Here is an 18155-nt window from a genome sequence, read left to right on the forward strand (position 1 = left end):
TGGCGGCTAATTTGCCGTTACAGAAAGCCGCTTTAGCGGCTTTGATTATTATTATTTATGTAGTGCGTTAGCAGCAGCTTGTCAGCCCTGCAACGTCCTGTAAAACATCAAGACGATAACAACGGGGCAAACGAATTGAACATACCAAGGCCATACTCGCCAAAACAAACCTTTGTGCACATCGGCATCGCTTTGCTGTAACTCTTTCAAGATTTGATCGCGCTTCCATACCCATCCCGCGAAGATGCACAGAGCAAGCCCTAAAAGCGGTTGACTGTATTGGGTGGTAAAGGCAATCACCAAGCCGAATAAGGTACCAAAATTCAAAGAAATAACAGCGCTACACAGGAAAATGGCGGTAGTCAGAAGCCACACCGAGCGACGTCTTGGTAAGCCACGATTCTCCACTACATAGGCAACCGGCACTTCCAACATGGAAATTGAAGAGGTTAATGCCGCGATAGTCATTAGAATGAAGAAAGCCAGTGCGACAAAATTACCGATCCCTCCCATAGTCTCAAACAGCGCAGGCAACACGGTGAAAATTAGGGTGTCGCCCTCAATCAAAGTCCCGCTGTCTGAGAAAATCTGTACGCCATTGTGCAGGGCAACATACATGGCAGGAATGATCAGCAGGCCAGCTAAAATAGCGACGGCAATATCTACCAAAGCCACCGCGGCTCCCAGGCTGGGTAACTTTTCTTGCTTGCTGACATAGGAGCCATATACCAGCATCGTCCCCACCCCCAGTGACATGGAGAAGAAAGCCTGGCCCATGGCATTTAGTAATAACTCTGGATGGAGGGCTTTAGAAAAATCAGGCAGCAGGTAGACCTTTAAGCCTTCGATGGCACCTTCCTGGGTTGCCACATAGAGAATCAAACAGAGGATCAGCAGGAACAAAGTCGGCATTAATCTTACCGACCAGCGCTCAATGCCTTTGGCAACGCCACCGGTTACGATACCGGCAGTCAGGAGCATAAAGAAACCACAGAAGATAATGTTACGCTCAACGGAGAAGGTGGTCATCCACAATGAAACCGCATCAAGGCCAACCATATTACTGAGCGCTTCCAGGCCATAAGCCATCATCCAGCCGCCTACGATAGCGTAAAAGGCAAGAATGAGAGACACGGTAAGAAATCCCCACATTCCCGTGGCGCGCCCCCAACGACTGCCGGATATCTTACCTAATGCATCCACCATATTGGATTTAGTGGCGCGTCCGATGATCAGCTCGGCCATCAACACCGGGTAAGCCAACATAAAGGCAAGCAGGATATACATGACCACAAAGGCAGCACCACCATTACTAGCCACTTTAGTGGGAAACCCCCAGATATTCCCTAGTCCTACGGCCGATCCGGCAGCGGCCATAATAAAGCCGATGCGAGATGAAAACTCTCCCCTTGCACTCATGTTCTTACCTTGTTTTTATTGTTGTATGTTCATTTAAGGCGGTTCCTTGCCCCAATTATGCAATGACCTCAATGGTCAGCTGCGCAGACCAGCAGCTCAATTACAAAACAGGGCTATAAAAATAGCCCTGTTTTGCTTTGTCTGTTAACGATTATTTGCTTTGGAACGCGTATTTACCTGTGCCCACCATATCAAAAGTGATAGCAGCAGCCTCGTTAAGGAAGGGGTCAATATTCTCCAAGGCTTCAGGCAGGTCATCTAAATTCTCGACCTTCTCCAGTCCCATCCTGGCCAAACGCTCATTGGTTCTGGCCAGCGCCTTTGCTTCTTGCTCCTGCTTTTCCTTACGACGCACAGACTCCACCAATGACAAGGTCTTGTCGTCTTTTCTGGCTTTGTATTCTTTAATATCGTCCATTAAATAGGCAAATTCGGGATCAGTAGCAATGCGTTCCTCATGATGCTTATTCACATCCTGAACCACGTTTGAGGCATCACCAAAAGTAGCGTAATTTGCTCTTGGGATACTGTCCCATGGCAATGCGTTCTCTTCACGGCTCTCGCCCCATTCTTGTGGCTCTATGGGTGATGGGAACATAATATCCGGTACTACCCCTTTATGCTGTGTGCTACCACCATTTATGCGATAAAACTTTGCAATGGTGAACTGCACACTACCGAGCGGGTTGTCGAACAAGTCATAGATACGTCCCAGGCCCCGATGCTGCTGTACTGTTCCCTTTCCAAAGGTTTGTTCACCGATGATCAAGGCTCGGCCATAATCCTGCATCGCCGCGGCGAAGATCTCTGATGCAGAGGCGCTGTAGCGGTCTACCATGACGGTCAATGGGCCTTCATAAAAGACCAAACCGTCCATATCTTTCTCTTCACGGATGCGTCCGGCACTGTCACGAATCTGTACTACAGGTCCTTTATCGATAAACAAGCCGGTGAGCAAGGTTGCTTCCGATAAGGAGCCACCACCGTTGCCGCGCAAATCGACGATAATGCCCTGCACTTTCTCTTCTTTCAGTTTATCCAGTTCTGCTTTCACATCTTGATGCAGATTGTTGTAGAAAGAAGGAATGGTGATGACGCCGAGCTTTTCGCCCTTGTGTGGACCACTTTCTGGAACATGCACAGAGGACTTGGCGGCACGATCTTCCAGCTTGATTTTATCCCTTACCAGACTGATCACCTCAGGTGTGGCCTTATCAGACGTACCTTTTAAAATCTGCAGGCGCACGGTGCTGCCTTTGGGTCCTTTGATCAGCTCTACCACCTCATCCAAACGCCAGCCAATCACATCCACAAAGTCTTCATCATCCTGTGCGACACCAATGATTTTGTCCTCAGGCTTCACCTGCTTGGACAAATCGGCAGGCCCACCAGGCACGATTGAACGAATGACGGTATAGTCGTCATCTGATTGCAGTACCGCACCAATCCCTTCAAAGGACAGGTTCATCTCCATTTGGAAACGCTCGGCGTTACGAGGCGACAGATAGCTGGTATGAGCCTCAATACTGCGTGCGAAGGAATTCATCACGGTCTGAAAAACGTCTTCGCTTTGGGTTTGTTGCAAACGCTTAATGGCACGGTCATAGCGTTTGGTCAGGACCTCTTTTGTACCTTCCCAATCTTTACCTGCCAGCTTCAGATTCAATGCATCGTGCTTGACCCTTTGACGCCAAAGTTCATCAATTTCAGCCTGATCTATTGGCCATGGCGCATTTTCCCGGTCGTAATAAAAAACATCACCGGGCTTTTCGAAATCAAAAGGCGTTTCCAGCAGTGACAACGCATAGTTGAAACGCTCTACGCGGCGAGACAAACTTAGACGGTAAATATCAAATGCCGCTGACAAATCACCTCTTTCCAGTGCTTCGTCGAAGCCATTACGAAAACGTTCTAGCTTACTGATGTCATCAGCAAGAAAAACATTGCGGCTGGGATCCAAAGCCTCTACATATCGATCAAAGACCTTGGCCGACAGCGCATCGTCCAACACCACAGGCTTGTAGTGTGCACGAGTGAAGAGGGTCGATATTCGCTTTGTGGCAACGGCATGTTGCGATTCCTGCTCCAAGAGCGGCAGGTCATCTGCACTGGGTGCCGGTGCAACAGCCCCAGCGCCTGACCCCACCATGAGAAATGCGGTAGCTACAGAAACACGAATCGCTATATTCATCTTATTACCTCTTTGGACGGGCCAACCTCAGACTCTCTGCGGGCACTTTTACTACCATGCCTGAGTTTAGCTGAACATGAACGCCCTCTTTTCCAACTTCTGAAATAGTGCCGGGTACTGGAAGTTTGCCAATTTTAACGGTGACTTCAGTACCACTAACCAAATCTGAGTCAGTCAACTTTTGTGGCGGGCTCTTCCTACTTGGTTTTGCCTGCTCTACTTTAGTTCCATCAGCCGCAGATTTTGTTTCTGTTTTAGCTGACTTTTTGTAACGAGGTTTTGCAGGGGCATTTTTTGCGGCCTGCTCTTTCTTCTTCTGCACGACTTTTTGCTTGCTTTCCGCCAACTGCTGCTGCGCATGCTCAGCATGTTGCTTCTCAATGACGTCACCAGCATTGCCATCCAAGTCAACTCTGCTCGCCCCCTCCACTATGGCATGCAGATATCGCCAGCTACTGGTGTAATGACGCAAAGACGCACGAAGCAATGTCTTGCTGATTCTTTCATCTTGATTGAGTCGCTCTGCGAGATCCTGAAAAATACCAATTTTCAGTGGCTTAGCTTGACCTTCTAAGCTAAAGCAGGCGGGAAAGGTTTCAGCAAGAAAGGCGATGACCTCTTTGCTGTTTGAAAACTTCTGTGGGCTATCCATTCAATTCGTTCTAAGTAAGTTTATTCGGAGTCAGTGTGGAGATGCTCATCATCCCAAGTTGCCAATAGATGGTCAACCCAGTCAATCAGTTCTTCCTCGTCAATATCCAGTAAATACCGGTCTTCACGCCAGCTTTCCCAGACGTGATGAAGCATTTTTTCCAACTGGTGGCTGTCGATATCCTCATCCACCTTATCATACAGGCAGTGCAGGATATCATTTATGCGGTCGGCCGCATCCTCTGCTTGTTCATCCCAAACATCCATATCATCAGGCGTTGCCAATACCACATGAATATCAATCAATGATTTCACTCAAGGTGCTCCTCGAGTTGATGCATTAGTGACTGCAGTCCTTGCAGATCTTGTTCATCAAATCTGGCGAGGCTGGGACTATCGATGTCGAGCACGCCAGCCAGCTTACCTTTGAGGTAAAAAGGAATAACCACTTCAGAGTTAGATGCAGCATCACAAGCGATGTGACCATCAAACTGGTGCACATCCATCACTAACTGCGGCTTTTCTTCTGCAGCGGCTGTACCGCACACACCTTTCCCCAAGGGAATGCGCACGCATGCGGGTTTTCCCTGAAAGGGGCCTAATACCAACTCATTGCCTTTGAGCAGATAAAATCCTGACCAATTGATATCGTGCAGATGCATCCAAAGCAATGCACTGATATTGGCCAGATTGGCGATAAGATCAGACTCGTCTTCCACCAAAGCCACGGCTTGCTGGCTAATTTCACGGTATAACTGGGTTTTTTCGATGGGCATAAGCCACCATTGAGAGCACTATGTCGGGGGCCTAAAAGTTACCGGGAATTTCAGTAAATGCAAGGGATTTCCCACTATTGCAATAACTCGAACTTCACTTCCACCTGCACATCGACGGAAACTTGACCAGGCAGAGATGGCGAGGCATCCCGTAACATCTTTGCCCCTTCCATTTGTATGGGCATGGGCTGATAACGAGACAGTTCGTTAACAGACATCACCTTGCCGATTTTAGCACCTAAGGTATAAGCCAATTTGGCGGCGCGCATTTCCGCATCTTTGACTGCGAACTCCAAAGCACTTAAATACAGTTGCTGTTCATTTTCAAATCCGTGCCTGAAACCATCTATGCGGCTGGCACAAAGGCGCATCACACCATCCAGTATTCTGTCATAGACGGTAAAGTCTCTGAGACTCACCTGGATCTGACGAGACAACGAAAACCCCCTTTGCTTCATTCCGGCTTCTGAATGTTCATACCAGGGATGCAACTGAACTTGCATAGATTGAATGTCTTTTGTAGCAATGCCCTGTTCGGTTAAAAATTCCACCATCTTCGATGTGGCGTCAGATACCGCCGTATTCAGCTTGCTAACCACCTCACCTTTTTCTTCAATGTAAACACTAAACTGAAACAGATCTGGCTGACGACTAACACTGGCCTGCCCGATGACACTGATATGATTACCCTCGGCTTGTACCGCGAAACTCAAAATCAAAAAGAGACTAGCTATCCAACCTTTCATGCATTTCTCCGAATGTATTGTCTTCTGGGTCAGCTTAAAGATAGTGGCTGAATTAAAAATGAATCTTACAAGTTTTTTTCGCCACTTAAAGGAAGCAAAAGACCAGGCTAATGATTCATTATTACCTTAAGTAGACGAATCCCCAAGCAATTAGAAAGAAAGTAACCCCATCTCCCACAACTTACTCATCTAATTGATATTTAAGTACTTTGGCACATAATCAAAAGGTTACGCGATACCCCTTCAGATGGGATTTTTGCATGAAATTAAGAAACCCACTTAGTTCAACTTCGCTTTAGGGTAGAATTCAGAAAAAAGTACCTGCAAGTGAGTCAAAAGGTCCGTGCAAAGCGCCATTGAATTCCCCGAGGCCCTCCTAAACCACCTCCAGAAAGTCATGCCAGCCTCCCTGGACATGGAAGATTTTGTCAATTTTTGCCAGCGCCCCTTACGTAAAAGTATTCGCGTAAACAGCCTGAAAATATCTGTGCAGGCATTCGTGCAAAAAGTCCAGCCCCTGGGTTGGCAACTTACTCCCATTCCCTGGTGTGAAGAAGGATTTTGGTTAGAGCGCCCCAAGGAACAGGAACAACGTTTACCTTTGGGCAACACCGCTGAGCACATGACTGGTCTTTTCTATATCCAGGAAGCCAGTTCAATGCTGCCACCCATCGCCCTGCTGCAAGGCAAAACCGCACAATGGGTGTTGGATATGGCAGCGGCACCAGGATCAAAATCCACACAGTTGTCTGCCATGATGCAAAATCAGGGGTTGTTGGTTGCCAATGAGCTATCGTCCAGCCGAATCAAATCCATGGTCGCCAACTTTCAGCGCGTGGGCGTAATGAATACGGCCATAAGCCACTTTGACGGACAAGTGTTTGGTCAATGGTTACCGGAATGCTTTGATGCAGTGCTACTCGATGCTCCCTGTGGTGGTGAAGGTGTTGTTAGAAAAGATCCTAACGCATTAAAAAATTGGTCAGAACAGGCCGTTGAGGATGCCTGTGCATTGCAGAAAAAACTCATTGAGAGTGCGTTTAATGCCCTTAAGCCCGGTGGTACCTTGGTGTACTCCACCTGTACCCTAAATACCCTTGAAAATCAGGACGTTTGCCGCCATCTGCTGGAGACATATCCAGATGCTGCAGAAACAGAGTCATTGGCGGGGTTATTTGAAGGGGCAGAAAAGGCGCTTACACCAGAAGGTTATCTGCATGTTTGGCCACAACTCTATGACAGCGAGGGCTTTTTTGTCGCTCGTTTCAGGAAAACACAATCTCTGGTGTTACCGGAGCCGGCTAAAAGAAAAGCACAATTCCCCTATATTGCGGCCGGCAATAAAGAAAAAAGAACGCTGGAGGAATATCTGCGAGCTCAATTCGGATATACCTTGCCCGACGATGCCCTGATATACATTCGGGACAACGATTACTGGTGGTTTCCAGCCACATTTGAGCGCGTAAAAGATCGTTTTCGCTTTGAACGTATCGGCTTGAAATTAGCGACCCTGCATAAAAAGACCTTTCGCCTTAGTCACGACGCGGCCATGGCATTGGGTGCCTCCTTTACTGGCCAGCAAGTTTCTCTGGATGTCTCTGGATTGGTCAGTTTTTTCCAAGGCAGAGATATAGAAATGGATAAAGCACTGCCTCAGGGTGAAGTTTTGGTTACCTATGAGGGGACTCCGGTAGGATTGGGCAAAGGCATTGGCGCAAAGTTGAAAAACGCCCTGCCCAGGGAGCTTGTGAGGGATGACGCGCTAATCACCTGGTAAGTAGAGTCAGCGTAAACAGCAGCATTTTGGCGTGTCTACGTGGGAAAAATAAGCTGGGTATATACCTGTGGATAATCACTGGACAGGCTGTGCAACAGTACTTGATAAGGCCACGCTATCCACAAGACAACTATTTGTTTTATAGAGAATTTATCAATTAGATGGAAAATTAGTTTATTTTTTGTTCGACGCTGTTCTACAATAACTGTCCGGCATCGATAAACACCTTTGCACAGCCAATCGTGAAGATGCTTCTCCGATTTTCAACCTTGAGTTAGCGCACGGCTCGTCTAAGAGCCATTCCCCTAACCCAGGTCCCCATGGGCCCTGGGTTTTTTTTATTCTGCAAACTTACGGATCATGCCTTCTTGCATGGTTGACGCGACCAATTCACCCTTCTGATTAAAGATTTGTCCGCGAACCAATGCCCTGGCATTGCCACAAAAGGGACTTTCCATGCTGTAGAGCAACCAGTCATCGAAGTTAAAAGGACGATGAAACCACATGGCATGGTCAATGGTGGCCATCCTCAGGCCCTTCTCCATCAAAGACATGCCATGGGGCTGCAAAGCCGTGACTAAAAAGTAATAATCAGAAGCATAGGTCAGACAGCTTTGATGCATTTTCAGGTCATCCCCTAAGGGCTGACTGGCACGCATCCAGACATCGCGTCTTGGCTCCGATTTTTGGGGTGCCATAGGGTTAATGGCTTGTACAGTACGCATATCTATTGGCTTATGGTAAGCCAGTTTTTCGACCATATTGGCGGGCAGCTTGTCCAGTATATTTTCATAAAAGGCAATATCCGCTGACAGGCTTTCTGGTTTGGGAACCGTTGGCATCGGTGCATACTGATGTTCCAGTCCCTGCTCCGCATGCTGGAAGGAAGCCGTCATATAAAAGATGGTTTTACCGCCTTGTATGGCCTTTACTCGCCTTGTCGCGAAGCTTCGCCCGTCACGAATAATCTCCACATCGTACACCACCGGGTGATGCGCATCCCCGGGAAGCAAAAAGTAACAGTGCAGAGAGTGCGCTACACGATCCGCCTCGACAGTGTTTTGTGCCGCAGCCAACGCTTGTCCCATCACCTGTCCGCCAAATAAAGCCCGAAAGCCAAGATCCCAGGATAGCCCCCGAAATAATCCTTTTTCCAAAGGCTCCAGGGTGAGTAACTCGGTCAGGGCAATATTTTTCATGCTTGTATTCCTCACACAACGCTGCCTTGCACTGGATTACGGGGATAGAATTTATCGGGTAAGGCATCCAGATGTTCAAAGAAGCGCATGTCTTTATATGGCAGCTTCATAAAACCAGAAATCCCCAACCCCTGGATATTGGGAATATTGTTAATTAATTCAAGTAGTAAGGCGCGAAAACGACTTTCCTGAGCATGATCCAATAAGGTGTAGTAGCTGTGTACTTTAAGATGCAGCGGCAAGGCTTCAAATATAATACAGCCAGTGTGATGGATCCCATTAAGCTCAGCAATAATATCCAGGATGGATTGGGGTAACTTCAGCAACTCGTCAGGATCATCGCCATCCTCAAAATAGGAGTGCATCCGGCTGCGATCCTCTATCACCGACATGGGACTGACATCATAAGGAATCCGCATTTTCTCGGCCGGTAAAAAAGGCTCATCAACGCTGGCACGTTCTATGTGCAGGGTATCCCGGGCATTAAACAAACAGGCTTTAAATACCCCGATACGGTGAATAGCCCGCCCCAACAGCACCACATTGTTTACCGCTACCTCAAAAGAACGTTTCATGGCTGGATCAAAGAGGTTTAGGCTGGAATCAATATATATTCCCTGTGGGTGCCAACGCACTGCTAGGCCACCTACTACAGGATACTTCCCTAAGCGACTGACTGCGGCGACAAAGGCCTTTTCCGTTTCCCCCATGCCCTGCATATAGTTTTTGTAATAACGCTCAAACTGGGCATCATTGATGTATTTAAGCTCAGACTCCACTGACTCAGCGCGCAAAAACGATTTACGTGAACTGTACACCACTGTATCGATAGCTTTCGTTCCTTTATGCGTCCAACAGGGAATAAGGGGCAGATACTCTTGCGAATCGATCTTGGGAAACACCAACTGGCGCATAAATTTCATATTGGTAAGAAAGTAATCGCCGCCCCTGCGACGCTCCTGGGGATCATCACTCATCATCGCTGTCAGGGTTTTGGCCAGCTCCATCGGCAAGCTCAGCGAATTAGGGGTGATCACCTTACGCCCGAAGCGGCAAGACTGACCGCTGGCCAACGCATACAGGGTGCTGGCTACTCCCTGCTCGTCAAACCGCGGACTGGAGAGTGCACCATCGAGCTGGTCATCACCAATAAAATACACATCGCCCAAGCGGGCATTGGTCTGCTGTAAGTCGCTGGACATCAAATCCATAATATTGGACTGCACATGCTGACCGCTGGCATCCAGTTGGGCGAAAACCGACGAGCCCCAATCGATAAGGGCCACCTGCTCTGTTTCAGGATCAAACACCAGATTCGAGGGTTTAATATCACCATGCACTATAGGTTTGGCGGCCCCCTGATAACTGTTGGCCCTGAGTGCAAGCAAAATGTCGGCAAGCTGAGCGGCAATCTTAACAATCAATCGGGCACTGAGCGGGCCCTGCTGTAAGGAAAATTGCTCCAGATCCAAGCCTTTTGCACGCTCCATCACCAAAATAGCCTGCTTCTTGACCCGCTGGAACTCTTCCAATTGCGGCACATGGGGATGATCCACCTGGCTTAGCATAAAGGCTTCCTCTTCAAGCCTGTCCTGCACATGCTGAGGCAGATTAATACGCGAAAACTTAAATACCAACGCTTGGCCACGCTCGTTGATACCGCCGAAGGCAAAGCCAAACGCTCCTTTGCCAATCAGTTCAATATGGTGGTAACCGAGTAATTCAAGCTGAGCGGTACAAAGCGCGATCCAGTCCTTTAATTTTTGTGCATCCTGGTGCGACAGCAGATAGATAGACTGTTCATCAGGGATGTAAAAATGCTTGAGTTTTGAATCAACGCCCGACATCCCTGCCCCTTACCCTTGGGTGTTACGCAGCCATTGACAACGCGCCCCGGCATCCGGCGAATCACTTAAACTGGTTGGCAACACCTGTAGTAGCGATTCTACTTGCTCATCAAACTGCCAAGGAGGATTGATAATCACCATGCCCGAGCCATACATGCCAAAATCATCTGGTTGTGCGCCAACCCAAAGCTGAATATTAAGCACCTGCTCTACCGGTAATTGGCTTAACCCATCCAACATGGTCTGGCTTTTATCTCTGGCCTTCGCAAGCATGGGATACCAAATCGCAAAGGTGCCACCGGCCCAGCGCTTTTGCGCCGCTTTTACCGATTCCACTACTTCCACATAGTCCTGTGGCAGTTCATAAGACGGGTCAATAAGCACCATTCCCCTGGCCGGTTTTGGCGGGCATAGCGCCACCAAGCCCTCAAAGCCGTTGCGATGGTGAATGTGCACGTTGCGCCTGTCTTTAAAATTGGCTTTAAGGTTCAACACTTCCTGATTGTGCCACTCCATCAACTGCAAGCTGTCATGTTCCCGGCAGAGTCGAAAGGCCAGTTCTGGTGAGCCGGGATAGCGATGCTGCTGATGATATTCGCCGACCAAAGCCTGATAACGACAGATATGGGGATTAGCTGATTGAAGTTGCATCAACCTGTCAATGCCCTGCTCATACTCAGCCGTTTTTTGTGCCTGCTCGCTTTGCAAATCATAAAGGCCGGCACCGGCATGGGTGTCGATATACACAAAGGGTTTGTCTTTCTGAGCCAGTTTTTCCAATAAAATCAACTGACAAAGGTGTTTAAGCACATCTGCATGATTGCCGGCATGATAACCGTGACGATAACTCAGCAAGGGAGGATTCCAATAATTTCTATTGGGCCCTAGTTTATGGGAAATTAAATCCGGTCGATAGGGCTGCCATAGTGCTTGGCAAGACAAAACCTAACCAACACCTGGCCAGCAGCATATTAACTTCGGCATTATCGTTAAAATCTAAAGCTAAAAGAAAAGACCGCACGTCTTCCAGGCTGAGGCAGACGAGAATTATACCAACCTAAACTGCCATTCCAGGCCAATGGATTATCCTGATCAAAGCCAATGTCACTCAATAGCTCCGGTTCCAAATCAGGTGCGCCGGCATCGGCCTCTCTAATTCCTGGATGATAATATTCTTTATCCAACAGGTTAATCACCCGAAAGGACAGATCCAGGTTATCGATTAATACCGCTTTCCAGCCAAGATTCAAATCCACTGTGAAATAAGAAGGAATATGATGAACCGGATTACTGCTAACAGTATCCCTTTCGCCCACATAGCGGGCCGTTAAGTTGACATTGAAGCTGTCATCGCGTTGCCATTGTAACAGTGCCCACAGTTTTAACTTGGCCAAGTCGCCGATTGCACTGTTTCCCAGTAGATCGCCGGTCAGTGATTCAAATTGCTCTTCTTCAGTATCCAAGTAATAGCTGGCGTAAGCGCTTAACTTCCAAGGCCGCAGGGCCATAGAATCGGGCTGATAAGAAAAATGGTAATCTAGCCCTAGAATTTGCCGACTGCCGGCATTTCTTGCCCCGCCAGTAAAATTAATCACTGTATCTTCATTAAAAATCTTATACAGAGTAACAAGATGGCTGCTGTTGCCGGCTGAGTATCGAGCACTTGCCTCGAGGGTACGGGAACTCTCGGGTTTAAGCGAGGGTTCGGAGCCTGAGCCTGTCCAAGCCCCATACAAACTGCGCGGGGTAGGCTCTTGATAGGCCTCCCCGTAAAGGAATTTCAGGTTCCATGGATGACTGTTGCGAACATAGGCCGCCCGCACATTAATATTGCTTCCATAAACATTGTTGTTATCCCAACGAATGCCTGCGTTAATGCTGTCCTTGTCATTTAATCGATACTTACTTTGTACATAAACACCGACATCCCGCCATTCCACTCTATTATTTTCGTCAGCGTACGCATCAGCTGGCGGTGAAGGCAACCGCTCTTGCACACCCTGCTCAGAAAGCAAAGGAGAGATGGGCCCGCTAAATGTCCGAAAGTAGGCTTTCTGAAGGTCTTTTATCTCATATTTTGCGCCTGTCACCAGTGAAAGCTTATCATTCCAAGTGATGTCAAAGTCTTGGAAAAGTGACCAACTGTTGCTCTCAGTCAACCAGTATTGAAAATGTAGCATACGAGCAGCTTCACCAGGCATAAGCGTAATACCGCCAATATCCTGAGACATGTCACTGTCGTTAGTGACATTCCACGCTTCCACATCATAAGAGTCATTGTCCACACCGTCGGCGCGGTAGCGCAATAATGTCTTGCTGTTCACCCGTTCACTTAACTTTTTATTAAGCCTTGCATAAACGCTGTATTGGAAAAGCGGCCAGGGACTATTCGAAAGGATCTTATCAGCCGGATACACTGTGCCGTAGCCGCTGTCTTCCAGAGCATACTGAGCAGCGAGTTCCAGATCTCCGATGAAGAGGCGCGCATCAAGCCCTATATTTCTGATATCAGAGGAAAAACGACCCTCGCCCAGGCCATTGGGGGTAGTAAATGCCCCCCACAACGCCTTGTTTTCATAATGCTCATCTCTGAGCCAATATGTGCTGTTATTATCAATGCGGTTTTTAAGATCTGCACTCTCGTACCGGACCGCAATAGAAGCCGCAAACTTTTCAAACTCGTGAAACGCAGAATAATCTGCAATAAAGGACCCATCGGTGCCAATGCGATTGTGCGCCACAACCCGGTCAATGGAATCCGACGATGGATGCTTAGTAATTATGTTTATGACCCCCATAAATGCATTGGCGCCATAAACCGAGGATGCGGGGCCATAAACGACTTCAATTCTGTCTATGTTGGATAGCGGCAACGCGGCCATCGCGGTTGTGATACTAAAATATAAGCTGTTGAAAACAACGCCGTCGATCATGACCAAATAGGGTGTGCCAATAGTGTAACGGTAACCCCGCATATAATTTACAAAGTAAGTATCACCATAAGGACGCACCATCTCCATACCGGGCAAATCATCTAGTACTTCCGACAAGTTCTCATAACCACGCAAAGCAACATCGGTCTTATCAATAACAATCACCGTGGCCGGCGCATCAGCAATTCTTTCTTCGATATTGGAGGCTGTTTTGACTTTTACATCGAACAAGTCATCAAAACTTAAGCTGAACAGTTCATCAGGATCGGCTCTTTGCGCCCAAAGTGGCGAGCAATACAGAACAAAAAAAAGACAAGCAAGGGGTGATGCTACTTTACTCATATAGATACGTCTTTTGCTTTTAAGAAAGATTAACAAGAACAGCGCGTTAGACCAATTTTAAGTGAAAAGAGCTTCTTTTGAAAAATCTGAGAAGCTTTTAGTGCATGCCTGTTTTAAGTCTGAGTGAATTGCAGAGTTGCAAATGAAGTTGAGGTCCCTTCGTAATCCAGTTGCTGTCGCTGCTGCATAAAAAAACCCGCCGAAGCGGGTTGTTTTTCTTTATTTCAGCTCACTGAGCATAGACAACGGGTTTTCCAAGTAAGATTTCCACAAATTGGAAAAACGTACCATGGTAGCGCCATCGATAATGCGATGATCACCTGACCAACTGATATGCATAATGTTGACGGCTTTGACGTTATCGTTCTCATCAAAACGCGGCAAACGCTGAATTTTACCCAGGGCCACAATAGCCGACTCAGGTTTATTGATCACCGGTGTCGCGACTGTGCCACCGAGCACACCCACGTTGGAAATGCTGATTGTACCGCCTTTAAGATCTTTGTTCTCCAGTCTGCCTTCACGGGCTAAATCAATCAGGCGACTGGCTTCTCTGGCCACTTCCAACAGAGACAGGTTCTGCACCCCTTTGATATTGGGTACCAGCAGACCAATCTTGGAGTCGACCGCCATGCCGATGTTGTGATCATCAAAGTAGGTCAGCTCGGTACAATCCTCATTCACCTGGCTGTTGATGATGGGGAACTGCTTCAGCGCTAATGACATGGCTTTGATAATAAAAGGCATAAAGCTCAGCTTTACGCCTTGCTGCTCAAACTGTGGTTTGAGCATGGCGCGTGCGGCCATCAGTGCATCCATTTCAATCTCATCACTGACGCTGAAATGCGGAATGCTAAAGACAGAGGCCGACATTTGTTTGGCCATAGCCGCCTTAATGCCTTTTATTGGTTCGGTGCGTTTGCCACCGCTGACGGCGACTACAGGTGTCGCTACAGAAGCAGAATCAGGCTGAGCTTGAGCCGGTGTTGCCAGACCATAAGCCTGCACATCTTCTTTCATCACCCGGCCTTTTTTACCACTGCCTTTTACCTGGGTGATATCAATGCCCTTCTCTCTTGCCAGGCGTCTCACCGCCGGGCTGGCTAAGGCTTTGCCGGGTGCGGCTGCATTTGGCTCAAATTCACCACCGCTAAATTTCGACGCAGGGGAAGCAACGTTGGCTGCAACCACCGATTTGGACTCCGCTGATGCGCTTGACGTTGCGGCCTGAGCTTCACCATGTAAAGCAATAGCAAACAGCGGGCTATGCACTTTGGCGGTTTCACCTTTTTGGTAATAGAGCTTGACCACCTTGCCGGAGTATTTAGACGGAATCTGCACAAGCGCTTTGTCAGTCATCACATCAGCAACGGGCTGATCTTCAACAATTTCGTCGCCCTCTGCCACTAACCACTCCACCAGCTCACATTCGACAATGCCTTCGCCGATATCGGGCAGGATGAAATCTTCAATATGCTCGCCACCGGCAGGCGCTGCTGCCTTTGGCGCTATTTCAGGAGCAGATTTGGGTGCTTCTGCCACAGCTGGCGCTGGCGATGCGTCCTCATCATCTACGTCCATGGCAAACAGTGGTGAATGCACTTTGGCAATCTCACCTTTTTTGTAGTAGAGCTTTTTAACGACGCCGGAGTGCATAGCAGGGATCTGTACCAAGGCCTTGTCGGTCATCACCTCAGCCACCGGCTGATCTTCCTGGATGCGATCCCCTTCAGCAATCAGCCATTCCATCAGTTCGCACTCGACGATCCCTTCACCGATATCGGGCAAAATAAAGTCTTTCATAACCAATATCCTAGTAGTTCACAGTGCGTTTGATGGCTTCGAACACCTTGAGGTGATCAGGCATATATTCTTTCTCATGGGCCAGAGGATAAGGCGTATCCAGGCCACAGACCCGAGCAATAGGTGATTCCAAATTAAGGAAACACTTATCCTGCACGGTGGCGGCAATTTCACTGGCAAAGCCACCGGTTTGCGGTGCTTCATGGGTGATCAGCAGACGGCCGGTTTTGACCACTGAGTTACAAACGGTTTCCGCATCCCAAGGCAGAATACTGCGAAGGTCAATCAGCTCACAAGAAATCCCTTGTTCCGCTGCCATTTCAGCAGCCTTTTCAAGAATTTCCATCTGCGCGCCCCAAGCCAGCAACGTAATATCACTGCCTTCTTTAACTACCTCGGCTTTTCCTAAAGGCAACTCATAGTCATCCTCTGGTACTTCACCCACCGAGGCGCGATAAAGGCGCTTAGGCTCCATAAAGAGCACCGGGTTGTCATCACGAATGGAAGCCAGCAGCAATCCCTTGGCCTGATAGGGGTTACGCGGAACCACTATCTTGATGCCCGGCGTGTGGGCGAAATAGGCCTCTGGAGATTGTGAGTGATAATGACCACCAGCAATACCACCACCATAAGGGGTGCGGATGGTCAGCGTGCCACAACTGAATTGGCCACCAGAGCGATAACGGAATTTGGCTGTTTCATTGACGATCTGGTCAAAGGCCGGGAAGATATAATCACCAAATTGGATTTCGGCCACCGGCACAGAGCCTTGTGACGCTAAACCATTGGCAAAACCAATAATTCCCTGCTCGGTTAAGGGTGTATTAAAACAGCGCGCCCGTCCGAATTTTTCCTGTAAATTACTGGTAGCACGAAACACGCCGCCAAAGTGACCAACATCTTCACCGAAAACCATCACCCGTTCATCCTGGGTCATGGCCGTAATCAGAGCATTATTTACTGCTTGTAGTAGATTCATTTTGGCCATGATTACAGTCTCCCTGAGGTCTTAGGATAGGCCTCTGGATATTTGGCCATGTGTTTCTTAAGTTCTGCCAACTGCTCTTTTAGGTGCCATGGCGGTGTGTCGTATACATCTTCGATAATTTCATCGATAGCGCAAACTGGCACTTTTTCTACGCGCTTAAGCTCTTGTAACACTTCCTGGCGCATCATCTCTAAGTCTTTGGTTTCTTGTTCTTTATCCAACCAGCCTTGAGCATCTAACCAGGCTTCAAGGCGTGCGATAGGATCCTTTTGCTGCCAGCGCGCTTCTTCCTCTTTTGAGCGATAGCCGGTAGGGTCGTCAGAGGTCGAGTGCGCCGCCAGACGGTAGGTCATGGCTTCAATCAATACCGGGCAGTTATGCTCAAGAGCCAGCTCTCTGGCGCGTTTTGTAGCGGCATAGACAGCAAACACGTCATTACCATCCACACGGATAGTTTTGATGCCGTATCCCAGACCACGGGAGGCGATACCGTCACCGGCAAACTGTTCTTCAGCGGGGGTAGAGATGGCATAGCCGTTATTCCGACAGAAGAAAATCACCGGGCAATTCAGCACTGCTGCCATGTTTAGTCCGGCATGGAAATCCCCTTCCGAGGCAGCACCTTCGCCAAAATAACAAATGGTAATAGCCTCTTCGCCGGCCATTTTCTGGCCGTATGCATAACCAGAAGCCTGCGGGATCTGAGTTCCCAGAGGTGAAGAGATGGTCATAAAGTTCAGTTCTTTGGCGCCGTAATGAATAGGCATCTGTCTGCCTTTGTTCGGCTCTTTCTCGTTACTGAACATTTGGTTCATAAATTGTTCGGTGGTGTATCCGCGATAGGCCAATGCACCTTGTTCACGGTACTGGGACATAATCATATCCTTGTCCGAGAGGGCCGCGGCACTCGCTACACTGGCGGCCTCTTCACCGGTACTGGCCAGATAGAAACTGATCCGCCCCTGGCGCTGTGCAGCCACCATACGCTCGTCCAAAACGCGGATAAACCGCATGGTACGGTAAATTTTCAATACATCTTCTTGAGCAAGCTGTGGCAACTGCGCCGCTTGATGGGGCGTGCCATCGCTCTGCAGCATTTGCAGCATGGGAATATCGATAATGCCTTTGTCGATAATATTAACGTTATGACTTAAGCCAATGTTGCTGAGATGATTTCTGTCTTTCATGGGATGCCTTTGGAAAATGGGCGCCCCGGCCCTGTTGACGGATGGCAATATACTAGTTGAGGGGCCGCAACATAGCGTTGCTTTTTAGTGACTCGCCGTTAAATGAAAAGAAGATAATATTTCCAACTCACCCACTGCATTAGGATATTCATCCTAGTTTTTACATCCTATCTACTATCACAGTACATCCTGGCAACAATGCACGTTTCTGTGCAGCTGTTTTTTACTTTGTGAATGATCTTTTCCGGGGGAATTATTGTTACTAGATGTTGCTACTTGTGCTAAATATAGCACTG

14 protein-coding genes are annotated in these 18155 nt (G+C 48.2%); 1 reads left to right on the top strand and 13 read right to left on the bottom strand.

Annotation, left to right across the window (positions count from 1 at the left end; translation table 11 throughout):
• Positions 1 to 81: 81 nt before the first annotated feature.
• The 6 genes from P2G88_RS04650 to P2G88_RS04675 form a co-directional block, all read right to left on the bottom strand.
• On the bottom strand, positions 82 to 1419 hold the full coding sequence (locus P2G88_RS04650; RefSeq protein WP_275794546.1) for a sodium-dependent transporter: 1338 nt from the start codon (positions 1417 to 1419) through the stop codon (positions 82 to 84).
• Positions 1420 to 1570: 151 nt separating this feature from the next.
• The gene (gene prc, locus P2G88_RS04655; RefSeq protein ID WP_275794547.1) at positions 1571 to 3610 is read right to left on the bottom strand and encodes a carboxy terminal-processing peptidase; all 2040 of its coding nucleotides are present in this window, start codon (positions 3608 to 3610) and stop codon (positions 1571 to 1573) included.
• A 4-nt stretch (positions 3611 to 3614) separates the two neighbouring features.
• Positions 3615 to 4262, bottom strand: coding sequence for an RNA chaperone ProQ (gene proQ, locus P2G88_RS04660; protein ID WP_275794548.1), 648 nt, complete (start codon positions 4260 to 4262; stop codon positions 3615 to 3617).
• Positions 4263 to 4282: 20 nt separating this feature from the next.
• The gene (locus P2G88_RS04665; RefSeq protein WP_275794549.1) at positions 4283 to 4576 is read right to left on the bottom strand and encodes a hypothetical protein; all 294 of its coding nucleotides are present in this window, start codon (positions 4574 to 4576) and stop codon (positions 4283 to 4285) included.
• Complete coding sequence (locus tag P2G88_RS04670) at positions 4573 to 5037, bottom strand: GAF domain-containing protein (RefSeq protein ID WP_275794550.1); 465 nt, start codon at positions 5035 to 5037, stop codon at positions 4573 to 4575. Before P2G88_RS04670 ends, P2G88_RS04665 begins: the two co-directional genes overlap by 4 nt.
• Positions 5038 to 5111: 74 nt before the next feature.
• Positions 5112 to 5783, bottom strand: a complete 672-nt coding sequence (locus tag P2G88_RS04675) for an SIMPL domain-containing protein (RefSeq protein WP_275794551.1) — start codon at positions 5781 to 5783, stop codon at positions 5112 to 5114.
• Between the two features lie 355 nt (positions 5784 to 6138).
• Between P2G88_RS04675 and rsmF the strand changes: the two genes are divergently transcribed.
• The gene (rsmF, locus tag P2G88_RS04680) at positions 6139 to 7560 is read left to right on the top strand and encodes a 16S rRNA (cytosine(1407)-C(5))-methyltransferase RsmF (RefSeq protein WP_275794793.1); all 1422 of its coding nucleotides are present in this window, start codon (positions 6139 to 6141) and stop codon (positions 7558 to 7560) included.
• Positions 7561 to 7898: 338 nt separating this feature from the next.
• On the opposite strand, the gene tesB is transcribed toward rsmF, so the two are convergent.
• The 7 genes from tesB to P2G88_RS04715 all read right to left on the bottom strand — a co-directional run bounded on the left by tesB (position 7899) and on the right by P2G88_RS04715 (position 17859).
• Positions 7899 to 8759: an acyl-CoA thioesterase II gene (tesB, locus tag P2G88_RS04685; RefSeq protein WP_275794552.1), complete on the bottom strand. Its 861-nt coding sequence runs from the start codon at positions 8757 to 8759 to the stop codon at positions 7899 to 7901.
• An 11-nt stretch (positions 8760 to 8770) separates the two neighbouring features.
• Entirely contained in the window at positions 8771 to 10606 is a 1836-nt protein-coding gene (locus tag P2G88_RS04690) for a phosphotransferase (RefSeq protein ID WP_275794554.1), read from the bottom strand.
• Between the two features lie 9 nt (positions 10607 to 10615).
• The gene (gene rlmJ, locus P2G88_RS04695) at positions 10616 to 11461 is read right to left on the bottom strand and encodes a 23S rRNA (adenine(2030)-N(6))-methyltransferase RlmJ (protein WP_275794555.1); all 846 of its coding nucleotides are present in this window, start codon (positions 11459 to 11461) and stop codon (positions 10616 to 10618) included.
• A gap of 134 nt (positions 11462 to 11595) precedes the next feature.
• On the bottom strand, positions 11596 to 13881 hold the full coding sequence (locus tag P2G88_RS04700) for a TonB-dependent receptor (RefSeq protein WP_275794556.1): 2286 nt from the start codon (positions 13879 to 13881) through the stop codon (positions 11596 to 11598).
• 219 nt (positions 13882 to 14100) lie between these two features.
• On the bottom strand, positions 14101 to 15684 hold the full coding sequence (locus tag P2G88_RS04705; protein ID WP_275794558.1) for a dihydrolipoyllysine-residue acetyltransferase: 1584 nt from the start codon (positions 15682 to 15684) through the stop codon (positions 14101 to 14103).
• 10 nt (positions 15685 to 15694) lie between these two features.
• On the bottom strand, positions 15695 to 16672 hold the full coding sequence (locus P2G88_RS04710; protein WP_275794560.1) for an alpha-ketoacid dehydrogenase subunit beta: 978 nt from the start codon (positions 16670 to 16672) through the stop codon (positions 15695 to 15697).
• Between the two features lie 2 nt (positions 16673 to 16674).
• On the bottom strand, positions 16675 to 17859 hold the full coding sequence (locus tag P2G88_RS04715; RefSeq protein ID WP_275794561.1) for a thiamine pyrophosphate-dependent dehydrogenase E1 component subunit alpha: 1185 nt from the start codon (positions 17857 to 17859) through the stop codon (positions 16675 to 16677).
• Between the last annotated feature and the right edge of the window lie 296 nt (positions 17860 to 18155).

Source organism: Aliiglaciecola sp. CAU 1673 (genome assembly GCF_029223185.1).
Classification (GTDB): Bacteria; Pseudomonadota; Gammaproteobacteria; order Enterobacterales; family Alteromonadaceae; genus Bowmanella.

Bases quoted from the DNA above. Each gene is read 5' to 3' on its own strand.
- P2G88_RS04690 (WP_275794554.1), bottom strand. From the start codon at position 10,606: ATGTCGGGCGTTGATTCAAAACTCAAGCATTTTTACATCCCTGATGAA.
- P2G88_RS04675 (WP_275794551.1), bottom strand. From the start codon at position 5,783: ATGAAAGGTTGGATAGCTAGTCTCTTTTTGATTTTGAGTTTCGCGGTA.
- P2G88_RS04650 (WP_275794546.1), bottom strand. From the start codon at position 1,419: ATGAGTGCAAGGGGAGAGTTTTCATCTCGCATCGGCTTTATTATGGCC.
- P2G88_RS04705 (WP_275794558.1), bottom strand. From the start codon at position 15,684: ATGAAAGACTTTATTTTGCCCGATATCGGTGAAGGGATCGTCGAGTGC.
- prc (WP_275794547.1), bottom strand. From the start codon at position 3,610: ATGAATATAGCGATTCGTGTTTCTGTAGCTACCGCATTTCTCATGGTG.
- P2G88_RS04700 (WP_275794556.1), bottom strand. From the start codon at position 13,881: ATGAGTAAAGTAGCATCACCCCTTGCTTGTCTTTTTTTTGTTCTGTAT.
- P2G88_RS04715 (WP_275794561.1), bottom strand. From the start codon at position 17,859: ATGAAAGACAGAAATCATCTCAGCAACATTGGCTTAAGTCATAACGTT.
- tesB (WP_275794552.1), bottom strand. From the start codon at position 8,759: ATGAAAAATATTGCCCTGACCGAGTTACTCACCCTGGAGCCTTTGGAA.
- P2G88_RS04670 (WP_275794550.1), bottom strand. From the start codon at position 5,037: ATGCCCATCGAAAAAACCCAGTTATACCGTGAAATTAGCCAGCAAGCC.
- P2G88_RS04710 (WP_275794560.1), bottom strand. From the start codon at position 16,672: ATGGCCAAAATGAATCTACTACAAGCAGTAAATAATGCTCTGATTACG.
- proQ (WP_275794548.1), bottom strand. From the start codon at position 4,262: ATGGATAGCCCACAGAAGTTTTCAAACAGCAAAGAGGTCATCGCCTTT.